The sequence below is a fragment of the Microvirga sp. CF3062 genome (assembly GCF_036314045.1).
In the GTDB taxonomy this organism is placed as follows: Bacteria; Pseudomonadota; Alphaproteobacteria; order Rhizobiales; family Beijerinckiaceae; genus Microvirga.
On sequence record NZ_JAYGGN010000001.1, the window covers coordinates 685,171 to 701,510 of the forward strand.

The window sequence follows — 16,340 nt, forward strand, 5'->3', positions numbered from 1 at the left end:
GTATGGCCTCAGACCACGAAGAACTCGTTGTGGGTCAGCGCGAGCCCTTTCTTGAACTGGGCGAACTCCACCGCCTTGCGGGATCCGGAGCCGTCAGAGTCGTAGGACAGGATGCCGGTCTTCTTGTTGTAGTTGATGTAGTCGTCCGCGTCCTTGGGCCTGTTGCCCGCATTGAAGAAGTCGGCATCCAGCTTGTTTGGCCTGCCGGCGCTGCCGGAGCCGAGCTTCCGGAAGATGGCATTATCGAGCCAGATCGAGTCGTCTTTGGCCCTGTACTGGGCGACCGCGTCGAAGTTGATCTTCCGGTCCGTGGTGGATGACCCGAGCCTCGTGTCGAAGACAAAAACATCGCGCCCGGTGTCGCCAAGCAGGGTATCGTTCCCGCGCCCGCCATAGAGCCGGTCGTTGCCGGTGCCGCCGAAGAGCCAGTCCCGCCCATCACCGCCATAGAGCCGGTCATGGCCGCCATCGCCAAGGACATAATCGTTGCCGCCCATGGCCCGGATCGTATCGTTGCCGGACCGTCCGCTCAGATCTTCGTCAAACCCAGTGCCGCGGAACACGTTGGACCCAGCTGTGCCGATCCATTTCTGAACCAGGGTGAAGATCGCTCCCGAGTCCATTCCCGAGATGGTGTTGCCGAAGAGGGTGATGTTGGTGGGGCCGCCAGCAGTGTTCGTCCGCTCTTCCCGGATTCCGTAACGGGCATCGATTGCGCCGTCGGAATAGATCGTGTTGTTGAGGATCTGGGTATTCACGGAATAATAGGTTTGCCCCGTGGTGGTATCCAGCCGCATGCGGATGCTGATCTCGTCGAACTGGTTGTCGCCGCCCTGCGCGTTATTGAAGATGCGGCTGTTTTGCACGACGCTGTCAGTGGAGCCCTCGATCCGCACACCACTGCCCACGTTGCCGTAGATCGTGGCACCGTTGATGTTGACGTCGTCGGCCATGTTGAGAAGGATGCCTTCCTTCCGATTGCCGTAATACTGGCCGCCCACGATGTCGATATTGGTGGGCCACGGAATGTTCTCCGATCCCCGCTGCACCACCACGCCGGTTGCTCCATTGCCATAGGCGATATTGTTCTGGAGCAGTAGTCCGGTGGTCGTGGTCGTGACGTTGAAGCCGTGGCGGTCGTTATTGTAGGCGATGTTGTTCCGGTAGATTCCTTGGACGATGTAATCGGCTACAAACCCGTCCAGCCCATTGCCATGGGACACGCTGTTCTCGATGAGCAGGCGCAGGGTCTGCTCGTGCGGGTCGAAGCCGTAGCCCGAGCAATCCAGGATCTCCACGCGCGACACATGGATGTCGCTGTCCTGCTGTGTGCTTCCAGGCCTCACGCCCGTATAGAAGCCGTCGATCTTGCCGGTGGTCGCATCGCGATTGCCGTCGATCGAGAGATCGAAGACACCGACATTGGTGGTGACCTTGTCGAATGGGGTGCGCACCACGCCCGTGATGTCACCTGCCCATCCGTCGGCTACTTTCAGGATCGTCCGGCCCATGCCGGCACCCTGAAGCGCTGTGTTGCTGAGCATGGAAACGGCGCCATCACTCTTATCACCAGTCCCTTTGACGAGCAGAGTGCCGGCCGGCAGGATGACTGTCACCCGACCTGCGGATGGATTTTTCAGATATTCCGCATGTGCCGCATTCACGGCTGCATTGATGGCGGCTGAATCATCAATGCTATCATTGGCGATTGCACCGTGGGTCGAGGCGTCGATGACGCGGGCCATGCTGATCATCCATCATCAGGAAAGGAGCCAGCATGCTTAAATACGTTTGCGGCATTTTGGAGCGGATATTCCTGATCATTCGATAGATTTAGAGGTAATCATCAGGTGCATCCGCGAGGATTGTCCCGCATTACAATGCTTTGCACGTCCCCTGAAGCGTGAACTGTGTAAGACATACTGTAGTGTTGCTTTTCTCTGGACCTCAGTTCGCCTTGCATTGCCCATCGGCTCTATCGGGACGCAGATCGTGCGATCCACATACTGGTATTTGCTTCATTGTGGCAAATACTATTGATCTTGCAGGCGGCTGTTGTGGCTCCGTGGTAATCGGGTCTGCGTCACTTGAAGAAAGAAGACGTGATCGTAGAAAACTTTCGACGAAGAAATGAAACTTGTTTATTACTCTGCGTTAATGTCTCTTCGGTCAGGCTGTGAGACGGTTTGCTGGGTTAACCATCGCGGGGGCAGGTGTGACAGACGAGGAAATTGAAGCCGTTGCAGAGGAGCTGGCCAAAGCGGGCGGCGTCTCATGGTATCCGGGACGGACACGCGGGGCGCTTCTGAGACCGGTCAGCGAACGATATCGGGATCGGGCGAAGCTGGCGATTGCCGCACTTGATCGGGTCAGGGCCGGACACGATTCGGCAGCCGAGGCACTGCCCCCACAGACAGTCGCTGCTTCGCGCCATCCCGACCAGATCCAAGTGGGAAGCACTGTGGTTTACCGCCCCCCTGGCGATCAGAGGGCCATCACCTGTCGGATCGAGCGGATCGAGGCGAGCCGCGCCTATCTGGTGCCTGTACCCCGGCCGGATATCGGTTGGGTGTCATTGGACAACCTTCATCCCATAGAGGAAGAGAATACGACTAAAGGCGAATAGGAGGAGGGGCCGCAAGGTCTCTTCACTTCGCCGGCAAAACCCGCTAGCAGTTTTCATCCTTTGCGCGCGGGTGGAAGGCCTGACATGCGTTGCTTCTTCCACCTCGTGAGCAATCATGACGAGATTGTCGATAACGCCGGGATCGAGGTCCAAGACCTTGAGAGCGCCAAGGCACAGGCTCTCATCGCCATTGAGGAACTGAGAGCGGAAATCGGCATCGAGGCCGACGATTGGTCAGGCTGGCGGCTGGACATCGTATGCCCTCTCGGGACCCTTCTCCACTCCATGCCGCTGACGGAAACGGTCCATTGACCGAGTGCGGCCTGATTAGGGCATCGTGAGCCTGCCTACGCGCTCACTTTGAGCGGGACGAATCCAAGAGCCCGGTCGATATGGGCCCGCAGTTCCGACGAGTCATAGGGCTTGCGGAGGATGGTGAACCCGTCATCCATGGCAGCTTGAGCGACATTGCTGTAGCCGGTGGCGAGCAGGACCGGCAGGGAAGGCAACTCGCTGCGGATGATACGTGCCAGATCAACCCCATTGAGATTGCCCGGCATCACGATATCGCTGAACACTAGGTTAATCCGCGCGCCGGACCGAAGAACTGCAAGGGCAGACTGCGCATCGGCCGCATGGGTGACATGAAATCCGATTTCTTCCAGGCTGACACGGGTGACATCGGCAATGTCGGCGTTGTCCTCCACCAGGAGAATATGGCCGTGGCCGCTTCGAACCGGAGTTTCCGGCATCGGTGCGCTTCCGTCAGTCGCAACCTCGATCGTGCGCGGCAGGTAGAGCGTGATCGTGGTGCCTCGCCCGGCCTCTGCAAGGGCGGTTGCCGTGCCGCCCGACTGCCTCGCAAATCCATAGACTTGGCTCAATCCGAGGCCGGTTCCCTTGCCGACGTCCTTGGTCGTGTAGAACGGCTCGAAGACATGGGGCAGCACGTCCTCGGGGATGCCGGAGCCCGTATCCGTGAGGCTGAGCGCGACGAAATCACCCTCGAAGCCGATCACATCTGGATCGCGCAAGTTCAGGTTCCAGGCTTCGATCAGCAGCCGTCCGCCATCGGGCATGGCATCGCGAGCATTGACGGCGATGTTGAGGATGGCGAGTTCGAGCTCGTTGAGATCGACCTTGGTGTTCCACAGGCCAGGCGGTAGCCGCATGTCGACGGCAATGTCGCCGCGCAGGGATGAGCGAAGCATATCCTGCAGGTCGAGGAGGTATCGGGACAGATTGACGACCTCAGGTTCATGCGTCTGCTGGCGGGAGAAGGACAGGAGTTGGCGCACCAGACTCGCCCCGCGCCCCGCGGCAGTCTCGATAGCATCGAGGGAGCGCTTCTGCCGCTCCTCCATGGGATAGCGCCGCAGCCGGTCGACATTGCCTTTGACGACCATCAGCAGGTTATTGAAATCATGGGCAACACCTCCGGTGAGATGGCCCACGGCCTCCAGCCTTTGCGCCTGCTTGAGGGCGGCCTCGGCCATCTCGCGCCGCTCGATTTCGGCATGAAAGCTGCGGGTGCGCTGCAGGGCAAGAAGGCTGATGCCAAACAAGCCTAGGGTCGCCGGCAGGCCGAAGGCCAGCAGTTGACCCATTTGAGACCAAAGATCCCGCCACATGCTGGCGGTTTCAATCCCGGTAGTCACGTAGATAGGATAGCCCGGCACCTTGTGATAGCCGATGCGACGCTCGATGCCATCGATTTGAGATACAGCCGTGATGAACCCCGATTCCACGTTGCTTTGAATGGCCGGCAGGAGGATGTTGCCCGGAGTGAGCTGAAGGGGCTCATCGCCACGCGAGGGGTAGCGTGCCAGGAACTCGCCATCGGACCTGATCAGGCTGATGGAATCGGCAAGTGCCCGGGAGATCCGTCCATAATACTCACGGAAGTGCTCGGGGCGCACGGAAACCGCCACGATCCCGTCGAAGCTTCCATCCTGCGTCGGGCGGCGCTGGCTCACCACGAAGAACCGGATGTCACCAATCTTGGAGGTGATCGTCTTGCCGATATGGGTGCCTGCGTCCTGTTCGGCCTGCACCTTGAAGTAGTCGCGCTCCGAGTTGTCGAGATTACGGGGCACGGGCAGGATGGTGCTCGACACGAGCGGGCGTCCCGCCTTGTCGAAGACCCAGATCGCCTCGATCTGCGGAAGGGCGTCCTGGGTGCGCTTCAGGCGGCTCTGAAGGCGGGCCTCCTCGGCCAGGATCTGCTCCGGCGTGAGGCCGCGCAGCACCTCGTTCGTCTCGGCCATCGTGCGCTCGATAGTCTGAAACGCCTTGAGGCTGTGCTCCTGAACCACGTCCAGAGCGCGCTCGATCCGCTCGTCGGAGTATTGGCGGATGCGGCGGTAATGGTCCCAGGCCGTATAGGCGAAAAACAGGCCAGGGCCGAGCAGGCTCGCGACCAGCAGCAGTTGTAAGGGCCAGAAAACAGTACGGCTCTTCGACGTTACGCGACCCACAAACGAAGACCTTCCTTGCATGGCTTTGCGAGAGTCTCTCGAAGTTGAGCATCCGTCCGGCTCGGGAAGTCACATTTCGGGCTTCCATGTCGCTGCACAGGAAGCTTGGCTCGGCAGATATAGTAGTGCAAAGGAGTGTCAAGGGCGCCCGCCCGGGGTTAGTGCCGAGTCTGAGCTGCGGCCTGCCTATCTCCAGGCAGTCACGACGAGAGCGCTCATGCGGTTCTCGAAGGACGATGCGCCGAAGCGGCCGGAGAGCGCTTCCACAGCCCTTGCCGTGATCTCCTCGAGCCGCTCCGGGGCGCGGGCCTCGATCTCGGCCCGCAGGGGAGTGCCCTGGCAGAGGCCGACGGCAGGCTCCCGCGGGGAGGGCGCTCGGCTGACCTTGTCCACGACATCGATCTCGACATTCTCGAAACCCGCCTGCTGAACCTCGCCGCGGATCCGGTCAGGGTCGAAATAGCCGAAGGGCACCCGCTCGATGAACCGGGGCGGGTCGTCGGGGAAGGCCTTGGCTGCGGTCTCCGACACGACGCGGCTGACCGGATTGAGGTCTAGGGAGTTCCAGACGTTGAACAGGAAGCGCCCGCCGGGCTTGAGCACGCGCAGGGCCTCCCGGTAGCCGGAGAGCTTGTCGGGGAAGAACATCACGCCGAACTGGCACACGACCGCGTCGAAGCTGGCATCCTCGAAGGGCAGGCTCTGAGCATCGGCCTGGAGCCAGCGCACGTTTGGAGCCTCCAGCCTGGACTGGGCGAGGTCGAGCATGGCCTGGTTGAGATCGGTCGCGGTGATCTCGACCTGCCCTTGCAGGGTTTTCGCCAAGGCACGGGTCACGATGCCCGTTCCGGCCGCCGTCTCCAGAATGCGGCCCTGAGGGACATCCGTGAGACGCCTCGCCAGATCCTCGGCAAACGGTTCGAAAAGCAGCGGGCCGAGATACTGTTCGTAGACCGTCGGAATGGAGCCTTTGAAGGCTGCGTCGGTGGCGCTCATCGTCTCCTCCGCCGGGAAAGCCGCGATGATTGACCCTTTGAGAACAGCCAGCAAGAGCGCAGAAGTGGCAGAGAGCTATTCCAGCAGCCAGGAGAAGGCTCGTTTCAGGATCGCCGTGCCATCGCGGTCGAACCAACGGCCGTGGCTGAAGATGACCCGCTCCGGGTTCCAGGCGACGATCCGCGAGACCGCCTCTTTCGCCTCCTTGCGGCGCAGGCGGACGACGAAGCGCAAATAGGCCGGCGCCTTGCCGTTGGGTGCGTCGACCCCGGTGAGCCTGGCGAAGAGCCGGGTTCCCAGCGGCAGCTTCTCCGGCTCCAGGTTCTGGATCAGGTCCGTCAGGATGAGCGTGCGCGTGGGACGGTGAAAGAATGCGACCTCGCGAAAGCCCGCGCCGCCCGGGATGACAGCCTGCTCGATCTCGCCACCCCAATCATCCGGCGGTGAATCCGTCAGATCCCGATCAAACCGGATGCCCGCTTTGCGTACCTGCGGGCGCTGCCGAAGGTTCGGTGCAGCGGAGGTCTTGGCGGCCGGGCAGCCGACCTGCCACTCCTTGAGATGTGTCCAGTGCGCGATGTTCGGCGCGACGAGATGACGGATGGACCCCAGCGTCTCGATCTCGCGTCGCAGTTCCGCGTTGTAGCGCGTGGGTGAATGGAGCCACACATCGCCGTTGCTCAAACGGATCACCGTCATCCGCACCGGCAGGCTCAACCCCATCGCCTCCTGCGGGCCGCTGTCGACGATCCAGAGGTTTTCGGCGACGGGCTTCAGCACGTCGAGGGGAGGGTAGGTGACGTCCTGATCGGGCATGGTTCGCTTTCTTCCCTGGCGGAGACGAAGAAGTCACACCGTCTTGCGTGAGAACCGCGTCAGTAGCTTCGCCTGATATGACAGAATGCCCATCAGCCTGCGAAGGTTGCGCACTTGTGCCGGCTTCCCATCGGGCCTAGCACTGGAACACCGGATTCGTGCAGCGCAGGAGAGGTGGCTTTCATGTGGACCGACCGACGCATTCTGGATCTTCTGAGCATCGAGCTTCCGATTATCCAGGCCCCCATGGCCGGTGCCAACCTCTCCGATATGGTAATTGCCGTCTCGGAAGCCGGCGGGCTGGGATCTCTCCCCTGTGCGCTTTTGAGCCAAGACAAGGCGAGAGAGGAGCTGGCCAGGATCCGGCGGCACACGAAGAAACCCATCAATGTCAATTTCTTCTGCCACCGGGTGCCGGATGTCGACGTCAGCCGCGAAGCTGCATGGAAAGAGCGCCTGAAAGGCTATTATCTGGAACTCGGCCTGGATCCCGATGCGCCTGCGCCGCCCTCAACACGCGCTCCCTTTGACGAGAGTTATTTAAGCCTCGTCGAGGAGTTCAGGCCTGAAATCGTGAGCTTTCACTTCGGGCTGCCGCAGCAAGGCCTGTTGAAACGCGTGAAGGACACGGGCGCCAAGGTCCTGTCTTCCGCAACCACTGTTGCCGAGGCGCGCTGGCTGGAGGACATGGGATGTGACGCAATCATTGCGCAAGGTTTCGAGGCCGGCGGTCATCGCGGCATCTTTCTCACCGATGACATCGCGACCCAGGTCGGCACCATGGCCTTGGTGCCGCAGGTTGCCGATGCAGTGAGGGTCCCCGTCATCGCGGCGGGCGGCATTGCCGATGCCCGCGGCATCGTCGCAGCCCTCGCTCTTGGTGCGTCTGCGGTACAGATCGGAACGGCCTATCTGTTCACGCCGGAGGCGACGATCGCTCCGCTGCACAGGCAGGCTCTCAAGAGTGCAAAGGACGACCAGACGGCGCTCACGAACATCTTCACCGGACGCCCTGCGCGCGGCATCGTCAACCGTGTCATGCGCGAGGTCGGACCGATCTCACCGGCCGCGCCTCAGTTTCCTCTCGCCGGCGGCGCGCTCGCGCCCTTGCGTCAGAAGTCGGAGCCTCTCGGTTCGGGCGACTTCATGTCCCTCTGGTCGGGCCAGGGCGCGCGCCTAGCCCGCGAGCTTCCTGCGGGAGAACTGACAAGGACGTTGGCGCAGGAGGCTCTGGACAGGCTCGGCTTACGTTCTGCGTGAGTACACGGTTCGGGCTGCTTACTCTGCCGCTTCCTGTCGCGTCACCTTCTTTTTCGGTGCTTCTTTCTTAGTCGGCTCCTTCTTGGCAGAAGCCTTTGGAGCGGCATCCTTCTTCAAAGGCCTGCGCTCCAGCACCTCCTTGAGGAAGCGGCCGGTATGGCTGTCCTTGGACTCCGCGATCTCCTCGGGCGTGCCCTGAGCGACGATATGGCCGCCGCCGTTGCCGCCTTCGGGGCCCATGTCGATCACCCAGTCGGCGGTCTTGATGACTTCGAGGTTGTGCTCGATCACCACCACGCTGTTGCCCTGGTCGACCAGTTCGTGCAGCACTTCGAGGAGCTTCGCCACATCGTGGAAGTGCAGGCCCGTCGTGGGCTCGTCCAAGATGTAGAGGGTGCGACCGGTGGCGCGTTTGGAGAGCTCCTTGGAGAGCTTGACGCGCTGCGCCTCGCCGCCCGACAGGGTGGTAGCCTGCTGGCCCACGTGCACGTAGTCGAGGCCGACGCGGGCCAGCGTCTGCATCTTCTCGCGGATCGACGGCACGGCCTTGAACAGCTCGCGGGCTTCCTCCACCGTCATGTCGAGCACGTCGGCGATGGAGTTCTCGCGATACTTCACCTCCAGAGTCTCGCGGTCGTAGCGCTTGCCCTTGCACACGTCGCAGGTGACATAGACGTCGGGCAGGAAGTGCATCTCGATTTTGATCACGCCGTCGCCGGAGCAGGCCTCGCAGCGGCCGCCCTTCACGTTGAACGAGAAGCGGCCGGCCTGGTAGCCGCGCGCCTTGGCTTCGGGCAGCCCTGCAAACCACTCGCGGATCGGCGTGAAGGCACCGACGTAAGTGGCCGGGTTCGAGCGCGGCGTGCGGCCGATGGGCGACTGGTCGATGTCGATGACCTTGTCGAGATGCTCCAGCCCGTCGATGCGCTCGTGCGGGGCAGGGTGCTCCAGCGCGTTGTTGAGCTTGCGCGCCACGGCCTTGTAGAGCGTGTCGATGACGAGAGTCGACTTGCCGCCGCCTGACACGCCGGTGATGCAGGTAAACGTGCCGAGCGGGATCTCCGCCGTCACGTTTTTCAGGTTGTTGCCCTTCGCGCCCACGACCTTAAGTATGCGCTTGGGATCGCGCTTGCGGCGCTTGCCTGGCACCTTCACGGCCATCTCGCCGGTGAGGTACTTGCCGGTAAGCGACTTCGGGTTCTTCATGACCTCGTCGGGCGTGCCTTCCGCCACGATCTCGCCGCCATGGATGCCGGCGCCGGGGCCGATATCGAACACGTAATCGGCGTGGAGGATGGCGTCCTCGTCGTGCTCCACCACGATGACGGTGTTGCCGAGGTCGCGCAGGCGCTTCAACGTGCCGAGCAGGCGCTCGTTGTCGCGCTGGTGCAGGCCGATGGAGGGCTCGTCGAGCACGTAGAGAACGCCCGTGAGGCCGGAGCCGATCTGGCTGGCCAGACGGATGCGCTGGCTCTCGCCGCCCGACAGGGTGCCGGAGGCGCGGGCGAGCGTCAGGTATTGCAGGCCCACATCGACCAGGAAGGTGAGGCGCTCGCGGATCTCCTTGAGAATGCGGCCGGCGATCTCGTTCTGCTTCTTGGTGAGCTTCTTCGACAGATCGCTGAACCAGATATGCGCATCCTTCACCGACAGGGCCGTTGCATCGCCAATGTCGGAGCCTGCAATCTTCACCGCCAGAGCTTCGGGCTTCAGGCGCTTGCCGCCGCAGGCCTCGCAGGGCGTCTCGCTCATGAAGCGTCCGATTTCCTCGCGGGCCCAGTCGCTCTCTGTTTCCTTGTAGCGGCGCTCGAGATTGGGGATCACGCCCTCGAAGGGCTTCTTCACCTCATAGGCGCGCATGCCGTCATCATAGGCCATGCGGATGTTCTCACCATCCGAGCCGTAGAGGATGACCTCACGTACCTTCTCGGGCAGCTCCTCCCAAGGCTTTGTCATGGACGCCTTGAAGTGCTTGGTGATCGCCTCGAGCGTCTGGCCGTAATAGGGTGAGGTGGACTTCGCCCAGGGCATGATAGCGCCGCGCTTGAGCGACAGCGCCTCATCCACCACAAGAGCCTCGTCGATGCGCATCTCGTGGCCGATGCCGCCGCAGGTGGGGCAGGCGCCGAAGGGGTTGTTGAACGAGAACAGGCGCGGCTCGATCTCGGGGATCGTGAAGCCGGAGACCGGGCAGGCGAATTTGGAGGAGAAGACGATGCGCTTCGGCTTGCCCTTCTCATCCTTCTCGTCGGCATATTCGATAACCGCGATGCCGTCGGTGAGCTCGAGCGCGGTCTCGAAGGAATCCGCCAGGCGCGCGGCGATGTCGGCCCGCACCACGATGCGGTCCACCACCACGTCGATGTCGTGCTTGAACTTCTTGTCGAGGGCAGGGGCCTCGTCGATGGCGTAGTACTCGCCGTCGATCTTCAGGCGCTGAAAGCCCTTCTTCTGGAACTCGGCGATCTCCTTGCGGTACTCGCCCTTGCGGCCGCGCACCACGGGAGCCAGCAGGAAGAGCCGCGTCTTCTCCGGCAGCTCCAGAACCCGGTCGACCATCTGGCTGACCGTTTGGCTTTCGATGGGCAAGCCGGTGGCGGGAGAATAGGGGATGCCGACGCGTGCCCAGAGCAGGCGCATGTAGTCGTAGATCTCGGTGACGGTACCGACCGTCGAGCGTGGGTTTTTCGACGTGGTCTTCTGCTCGATGGAGATGGCGGGCGAGAGGCCGTCGATCTGGTCCACGTCCGGCTTCTGCATCATCTCCAGGAACTGTCGGGCATAGGCCGAGAGCGACTCGACGTAGCGGCGCTGCCCTTCGGCATAGATCGTATCAAAAGCCAGCGACGACTTGCCGGAGCCGGACAGCCCCGTGAACACCACGAGCTGGTCCCGCGGGACCATGAGGTCGACGTTCTTGAGGTTGTGCTCGCGCGCGCCGCGCACGGAGATCACGCGCGCATTCGGATCGCCCGCCTTGGCGCGGTTGAACAGATCGTCGAGTTTAGCCATTGCCGAGCTTAAGCCTTTTGAGAAGTGCCGACCTCGCCAGGCCGGCCCCCGCATATGTGATGTCTCACCTGCCGGTGCAATGCGGCGGATGATTCCAGGGATGAGATCCTAGAACAAAGCGGGTACGTGAGGCAATGGGGCATCGAGGCTCTTGTCGGGCTGCGAGCAAGGGATGCGGATCTCGCCTTGTGTGCGCAAACGCACAAGCCGCACCCGGAGAAGGCGAAAGGCGAACGCTTGAGCCTTGAAACAACCTAAACAGTCTTACATTCGAAACAAAATAATATAATAAAAGCTTCAACAGGGGCTGTGGAAAGAAATAACCATGGCGACATCAACATTTTGGGGATCCAGGTTCCCGGTCAGTACGACGACGCAAGACGATCAGATCGCACCAAGCCTGCGCGCCTTGAAGAACGGCACTTTCCTTGCCGTATGGGAAGACATGAGCACGCTCGGGACCGATAAGAGCGCCGGCGGCATCTATGCTCAATTCTTCAATGCCGATGGAACGAAGAAAGGCGGCGAGTTCCTCATCAACTCCACCACACTCGGTCGGCAGTCTGACGCTCAGGTGGTGGAACTGAACGACGGCCGGGTTGTGGTCGCCTGGTTCGACGTGGGCGGGGGCAACGTCATTCGTGCCCGCCATTTCAACGCAGACGGCACACCGCTGGGTTCGGACTTCAAGGTCAACATCACTCCCACCTTAGGGGCGGCGGAGTTCTCCATCACGGCGCTGTCCAATGGCGGGTATGCTGTCGCCTATACTACGGAAGATCGTGATGTAAGGGTCAGGGGCTTCACCGCTGCCCTCAATGCGAAAAGCGAAGTCGTCGTTGCAGAAGACGACGCAGATTTCTACAGAGACCCCGAGATCGTCGCCCATGCAGGAGGCTACACGGTCATCTATGGCCAGTCGACGGTCAACGACATGTGGCTGCACAAGCGCACCTTCAGCAATGATGGGACGACACCGATCAACACAGCCGATTTCATCTCGCCTCAGACAAACACGAAGTACCATTCCGCCGACACGGCAATCCTGACCAACGGTCTGACGGCTGTCACCTGGACCGAGGATTACAACAGCGGCGCAAGGCACTTGACTGCAATCAAGGTGCAGCTCCTGAAATCGGACGGCTCGGAACATGGCAATGAAGTCATTGTGGTGTCGCACGCAGCCGATTTCTTGCACAAGCCTGTGATCACGCACCTCGCCGATGGTGGGTTCACTGTTGCCTATTACAGGGATGTGCCTGGAGAACCTGACAGCTCCAATCTTATGGACATTTATCTCGCCACGTTCGACGGCAACGGCAATCGAGTGGGGCAGGACCTGCTTGTGGAGAGGATGCATGCAACCAACCATGTCAAGAGCCTGACCACGTTGGCGGATGGTCGCGTCGTGGTCTCCTGGGCCTCGGATCAGGGCGAAACGAACCCGCTAGGACAAGAGCTCCACGCCCGGATCATCGATCCTCGGCAGAAGGCTGTCAGCATGACTGGTACCGGCCGCGACGACCAGTACATCGGAACCCGCTTCGATGACACCCTCGACGGCGGCGCGGGAACCGACATCCTGACCGGTGCCGAGGGCAACGACATCTATTATGTCGACAACATACGTGACCAGGTTAAGGAAAGCGTCGGCCAGGGCATCGATACGGTCATTGCCTCGAGCAACTACCGCCTCGATCTTGCGGCAGACGTAGAAGTGCTCAAGCTTGCTTTTGTCAGCAGCCGCTTGACCTACACGCTAGAGGGCTCGAACTCTGCCAACGCGATCAACGGCCATGCGGGAGCAAATACGCTTATGGGCCATCGTGGCAACGACAAGCTTTATGGCGGGGCCGGAAAGGACGTGCTCTCAGGCGGTGTGGGCCGAGACGTTTTCGTCTTTGACACGAAGCCGAACAAGAACACGAACGTGGATCAGGTCACCGACTTCAAAGGCAGGGACGACGCGTTTCATCTCGACAACGCGGTGTTCACGAAGCTGGGTTCCGGCTCGGCAGCCCGGCCGAAGAAGATCAGCGCCGATATGTTTGCGAAAGGCAGAAAGGCGCAGGATGCTGAAGACCGGATCGTCTACGACAAGAAGAGCGGGGCTCTCTACTACGATCAGGACGGCACCGGCTCGAAGGCGCAGGTGAAGATTGCCACCGTCACCAACAAGGCAAAGCTCGATTACGACGACTTCTTCGTGCTCTGAGCCCACGAGTGAGGGCATTTCCAGGAGAGCCGGTTTAACTCAGGTGAGATCGGCTCTAGGCTGATTTTCGCCTGTGTCGTGCCTTAAAGCGGTGGCAAATACGAATAGTTGAGTAGCGATTTTGACAAAAGAAAAGGCCCGCCATTGGCAGGCCTTAGGGAACTGAGAACCCAACCTTAGATCACGAAAACGAAGTCGGAGGCCTTGATGGCGGCTTTGTTAGCCAAAGTCATTACGAGATCGAGATCATATTCGACCCCAACCCCATCGCGATCATAGTAAAGCTTGCCGTCGTCAGTGTCGTAGAGGAACTGCGCCAGGGTCGAGGTGGCTTTCGGGTCGGCTCCGACGACAAGTAGATTAGCCTGATCGAAGCCGAGAGGCACGGATTTATTCAGGATGGGATCATTTCGAGTGAAGCTGTTGGCGCTGATCACGAAGAAGTCCTCGCCGGAAAAGTCCGCTATCGTGCAATTTGAGTATTGATTCAGGTCAAACTGATCATCGCCCTTGCCGCCGATAAGGGTTACGTCGCCGGAGCCACTCAGCCTGTCGTCGCCTGAACCGCCGTTGACGACGATTCCATTAGCCGGGTTCTCAGTATTGGATCCATCGGCGTAAAGGTCGTCATTGCCCGACCCGCCGTTGATCATGCCGGACTTGCCGGAACCGCTGATCGTGTCGTTACCCTTCGAGCCCGTGATGACGCTACCCACATCCATGTCGAAGACCTCGACGTCTACCTTCTCGAACTGGCCGGCCTTGATGCCGAGGTGGCCGATATCGGCAGAGCTCTTTCCGGTCACCTTGGAGAAGTTGATCGAATACACCACCTCGCCGGGCGAGTTGCTACTGATGCGGATCTCGAGCGTGTCCACGCCCTTGCCCCCCAGGGCATTATCGCCATCGTCAACGATGACCCTGTCATTGCCGTCGCCGCCCAGCAGCCTGTCCTTGCTCGGGGCGACCGGATTTGCGGGATCCGTGCTCGGGGTGGGGTCGTTGCCGTCGAGGAAATCGTCGCCGGCCCCTCCCGACAGATAGTCATTGCCGGCTCCGCCATGCAAATCATCATCTCCCTTGCCGCCGTCGAGACGGTCGTCGCCCTCTCCACCAGACAGGTAGTCGTCCTCGTCACCTCCATAAAGCTTGTCGTTGCCGAGGCTGCCATAAAGGTAGTCCTCACCTTCGTCGCCATAGAGGCTGTCGTTACCCTCATCAGCATAGAGGGAGTCTCGGCCCTCGCCGCCATAGAGCCTGTCATTGCCAAGGCCGCTATAGAGGTCGTCATGACCTTCGTCGCCATAAAGGCTGTCGTTGCCTTCGTCACCATTGAGAGAGTCTCTGCCCTCGCCGCCATAGAGCTTGTCGTTGCCAAGACCGCCACGGAGATTGTCTCTACCCAAGCCGCCGAGCGCCTTGTCCGATCCGAGGCCGCCAAAGATGCTGTCGTCGCCGTCGCCTCCGGTCAGGCTGTCCGTGCCGTCAGCCCCAAAGATATAATCGTCGCCGGCGCGGCCATCGAAAATATCCTTGAACTTCGAACCGAAGAAGAAGTCGTCTGTTTTGCTCCCTTTAAGGGCCTTCTGCTTTCTGGTGATGCGATAAGTCGTCATTTGGTCCTCCCTGACCCTAGGAATATTGACATGTTATCACGTTGAAAACAACTGTTGCTTGCATTGCTAGGAGGTTTTCAGGATACGGAGAAAGACAGTTTTTCAGAGGGAGATGGTCGCAGCAGCCGTTAGCTGGGGACAGGCCTGTGCAGAACTTGCCCCTTAGCTTGCCCCTGGAAGCTTACGGCTCCAGAACATCCTCACATGAATGAGGAGCGGCCCCGATGGCAGGCAGTGTGAACAAGGTGATATTGGTGGGCAATCTGGGGCGTGACCCTGAGGTGCGGCGCCTGGGCAGCGGGGATCCGGTGGTGAACCTGCGCATTGCCACGTCCGAGACCTGGAAGGACAAGGCCTCCGGCGAGCGCAAGGAGAAGACCGAGTGGCACTCGGTGGTGATCTTCAACGAGAACCTGGCCCGGGTGGCCGAGCAGTATCTGAAGAAGGGCTCGAAGGTGTACCTGGAGGGGCAGCTGCAGACCCGCAAGTGGACCGACCAGCAGGGCCAGGAGAAGTACACCACCGAGGTGGTGCTGCAGCGCTTCCGGGGTGAGCTGACGATCCTGGACAGCCGCGGCGGCGGCTCGTCCGAGTTCGGCGAGGAAGAGCCGGGGCAGATCGCCAAAGGCGGTGACTTCGGACGCTCGCCACCTTCGCAGGATCGGCGCCCCGCTCCATCCCCTGCTGGCGGCGGCGGCAGCGGTGGCGGCGGTTCCCGCTACAACGATCTCGACGACGACATTCCCTTCTAGGGTCTTGCCCATTCAGATCCTGCAATCCGGGCATCGGGACGGGCCGCCGGCCGGTGGCCTTTTCCCAATGCCGCCTGACGTTCAATGCCGTCTCGATATTCCGGCAAAACGGAAAACTTACCTTGCGTCATTGCACGGAAACTGCTCATCTAGATCTAGGCTCCGGAGTGGTTTAAGTCCGGCGGTTGAAGAGTTTTCCCAAGGCTGCTTTTGAGTGCATTGTTTCTTTCATCTCGTGCATACGCATGAACGAATCCTCGATGAGACAGGCATCGAAGTCTCGGATCTGGAAGCTGCTCATTACCAGGCGATCAAAGCGATCCAGGAACTGCGGCAGGAAGGCGAGGACGAAGAGGTCGATTGGCGCGGCTGGCAGCTGGAAGTCACTGATGCGGCAGGAAATGTCCTGCTGGCGATCCCGTTGGATACGGCACAGCATTGAAGCCACCACCAGCTAGGCATGGTGCTTGGGCTCTTAAATCTCAATGAAGATCATTTTCAGAGAATGAAATCGACAGCTGAGAGCTGCGCCTTCAGGACTTTCTCGAGCTTGATGTAGTGGCTTGTCCC

Annotated in this window: 12 protein-coding genes; 6 read left to right on the plus strand and 6 right to left on the minus strand. The window is 60.7% G+C overall.

Features of this window, described 5'->3' with window-relative positions:
* Positions 1-8: 8 nt before the first annotated feature.
* On the minus strand, positions 9-1,745 hold the full coding sequence (locus VB618_RS03335; protein ID WP_329795069.1) for a right-handed parallel beta-helix repeat-containing protein: 1,737 nt from the start codon (positions 1,743-1,745) through the stop codon (positions 9-11).
* A 470-nt stretch (positions 1,746-2,215) separates the two neighbouring features.
* On the opposite strand from VB618_RS03335, the gene VB618_RS03340 reads away from it, so the two are divergent.
* Together VB618_RS03340 and VB618_RS03345 are read left to right on the plus strand one after the other, a co-directional pair.
* A complete protein-coding gene (locus VB618_RS03340; protein ID WP_329795070.1) occupies positions 2,216-2,626 on the plus strand; it encodes a hypothetical protein in 411 nt (136 codons plus the stop codon).
* 84 nt (positions 2,627-2,710) lie between these two features.
* On the plus strand, positions 2,711-2,938 hold the full coding sequence (locus VB618_RS03345; RefSeq protein WP_329795071.1) for a DUF6894 family protein: 228 nt from the start codon (positions 2,711-2,713) through the stop codon (positions 2,936-2,938).
* A gap of 35 nt (positions 2,939-2,973) precedes the next feature.
* Here the strand turns inward: VB618_RS03345 and VB618_RS03350 are convergent, their stop codons facing one another.
* The 3 genes from VB618_RS03350 to VB618_RS03360 all read right to left on the minus strand — a co-directional run bounded on the left by VB618_RS03350 (position 2,974) and on the right by VB618_RS03360 (position 6,915).
* Complete coding sequence (locus VB618_RS03350; protein ID WP_329795072.1) at positions 2,974-5,103, minus strand: hybrid sensor histidine kinase/response regulator; 2,130 nt, start codon at positions 5,101-5,103, stop codon at positions 2,974-2,976.
* 186 nt (positions 5,104-5,289) lie between these two features.
* Entirely contained in the window at positions 5,290-6,099 is an 810-nt protein-coding gene (locus VB618_RS03355; RefSeq protein ID WP_329795073.1) for a class I SAM-dependent methyltransferase, read from the minus strand.
* A gap of 75 nt (positions 6,100-6,174) precedes the next feature.
* Positions 6,175-6,915: a DUF4336 domain-containing protein gene (locus VB618_RS03360; protein ID WP_329795074.1), complete on the minus strand. Its 741-nt coding sequence runs from the start codon at positions 6,913-6,915 to the stop codon at positions 6,175-6,177.
* Between the two features lie 183 nt (positions 6,916-7,098).
* On the opposite strand from VB618_RS03360, the gene VB618_RS03365 reads away from it, so the two are divergent.
* Positions 7,099-8,175: an NAD(P)H-dependent flavin oxidoreductase gene (locus VB618_RS03365; protein ID WP_329795075.1), complete on the plus strand. Its 1,077-nt coding sequence runs from the start codon at positions 7,099-7,101 to the stop codon at positions 8,173-8,175.
* Between the two features lie 18 nt (positions 8,176-8,193).
* Here VB618_RS03365 and uvrA read toward each other — a convergent pair whose 3' ends face one another.
* Entirely contained in the window at positions 8,194-11,187 is a 2,994-nt protein-coding gene (gene uvrA, locus VB618_RS03370; RefSeq protein WP_329795076.1) for an excinuclease ABC subunit UvrA, read from the minus strand.
* A 445-nt stretch (positions 11,188-11,632) separates the two neighbouring features.
* Between uvrA and VB618_RS03375 the strand changes: the two genes are divergently transcribed.
* Positions 11,633-13,402, plus strand: a complete 1,770-nt coding sequence (locus tag VB618_RS03375) for a calcium-binding protein (RefSeq protein WP_329795077.1) — start codon at positions 11,633-11,635, stop codon at positions 13,400-13,402.
* Between the two features lie 176 nt (positions 13,403-13,578).
* Here the strand turns inward: VB618_RS03375 and VB618_RS03380 are convergent, their stop codons facing one another.
* Positions 13,579-15,018, minus strand: coding sequence for a calcium-binding protein (locus VB618_RS03380; protein ID WP_329795078.1), 1,440 nt, complete (start codon positions 15,016-15,018; stop codon positions 13,579-13,581).
* A 224-nt stretch (positions 15,019-15,242) separates the two neighbouring features.
* On the opposite strand from VB618_RS03380, the gene ssb reads away from it, so the two are divergent.
* Both ssb and VB618_RS19765 read left to right on the plus strand, forming a co-directional pair.
* On the plus strand, positions 15,243-15,770 hold the full coding sequence (ssb, locus tag VB618_RS03385; protein ID WP_329795079.1) for a single-stranded DNA-binding protein: 528 nt from the start codon (positions 15,243-15,245) through the stop codon (positions 15,768-15,770).
* Between the two features lie 235 nt (positions 15,771-16,005).
* Positions 16,006-16,212, plus strand: coding sequence for a DUF6894 family protein (locus tag VB618_RS19765; RefSeq protein ID WP_442931630.1), 207 nt, complete (start codon positions 16,006-16,008; stop codon positions 16,210-16,212).
* Positions 16,213-16,340 lie beyond the last annotated feature (128 nt).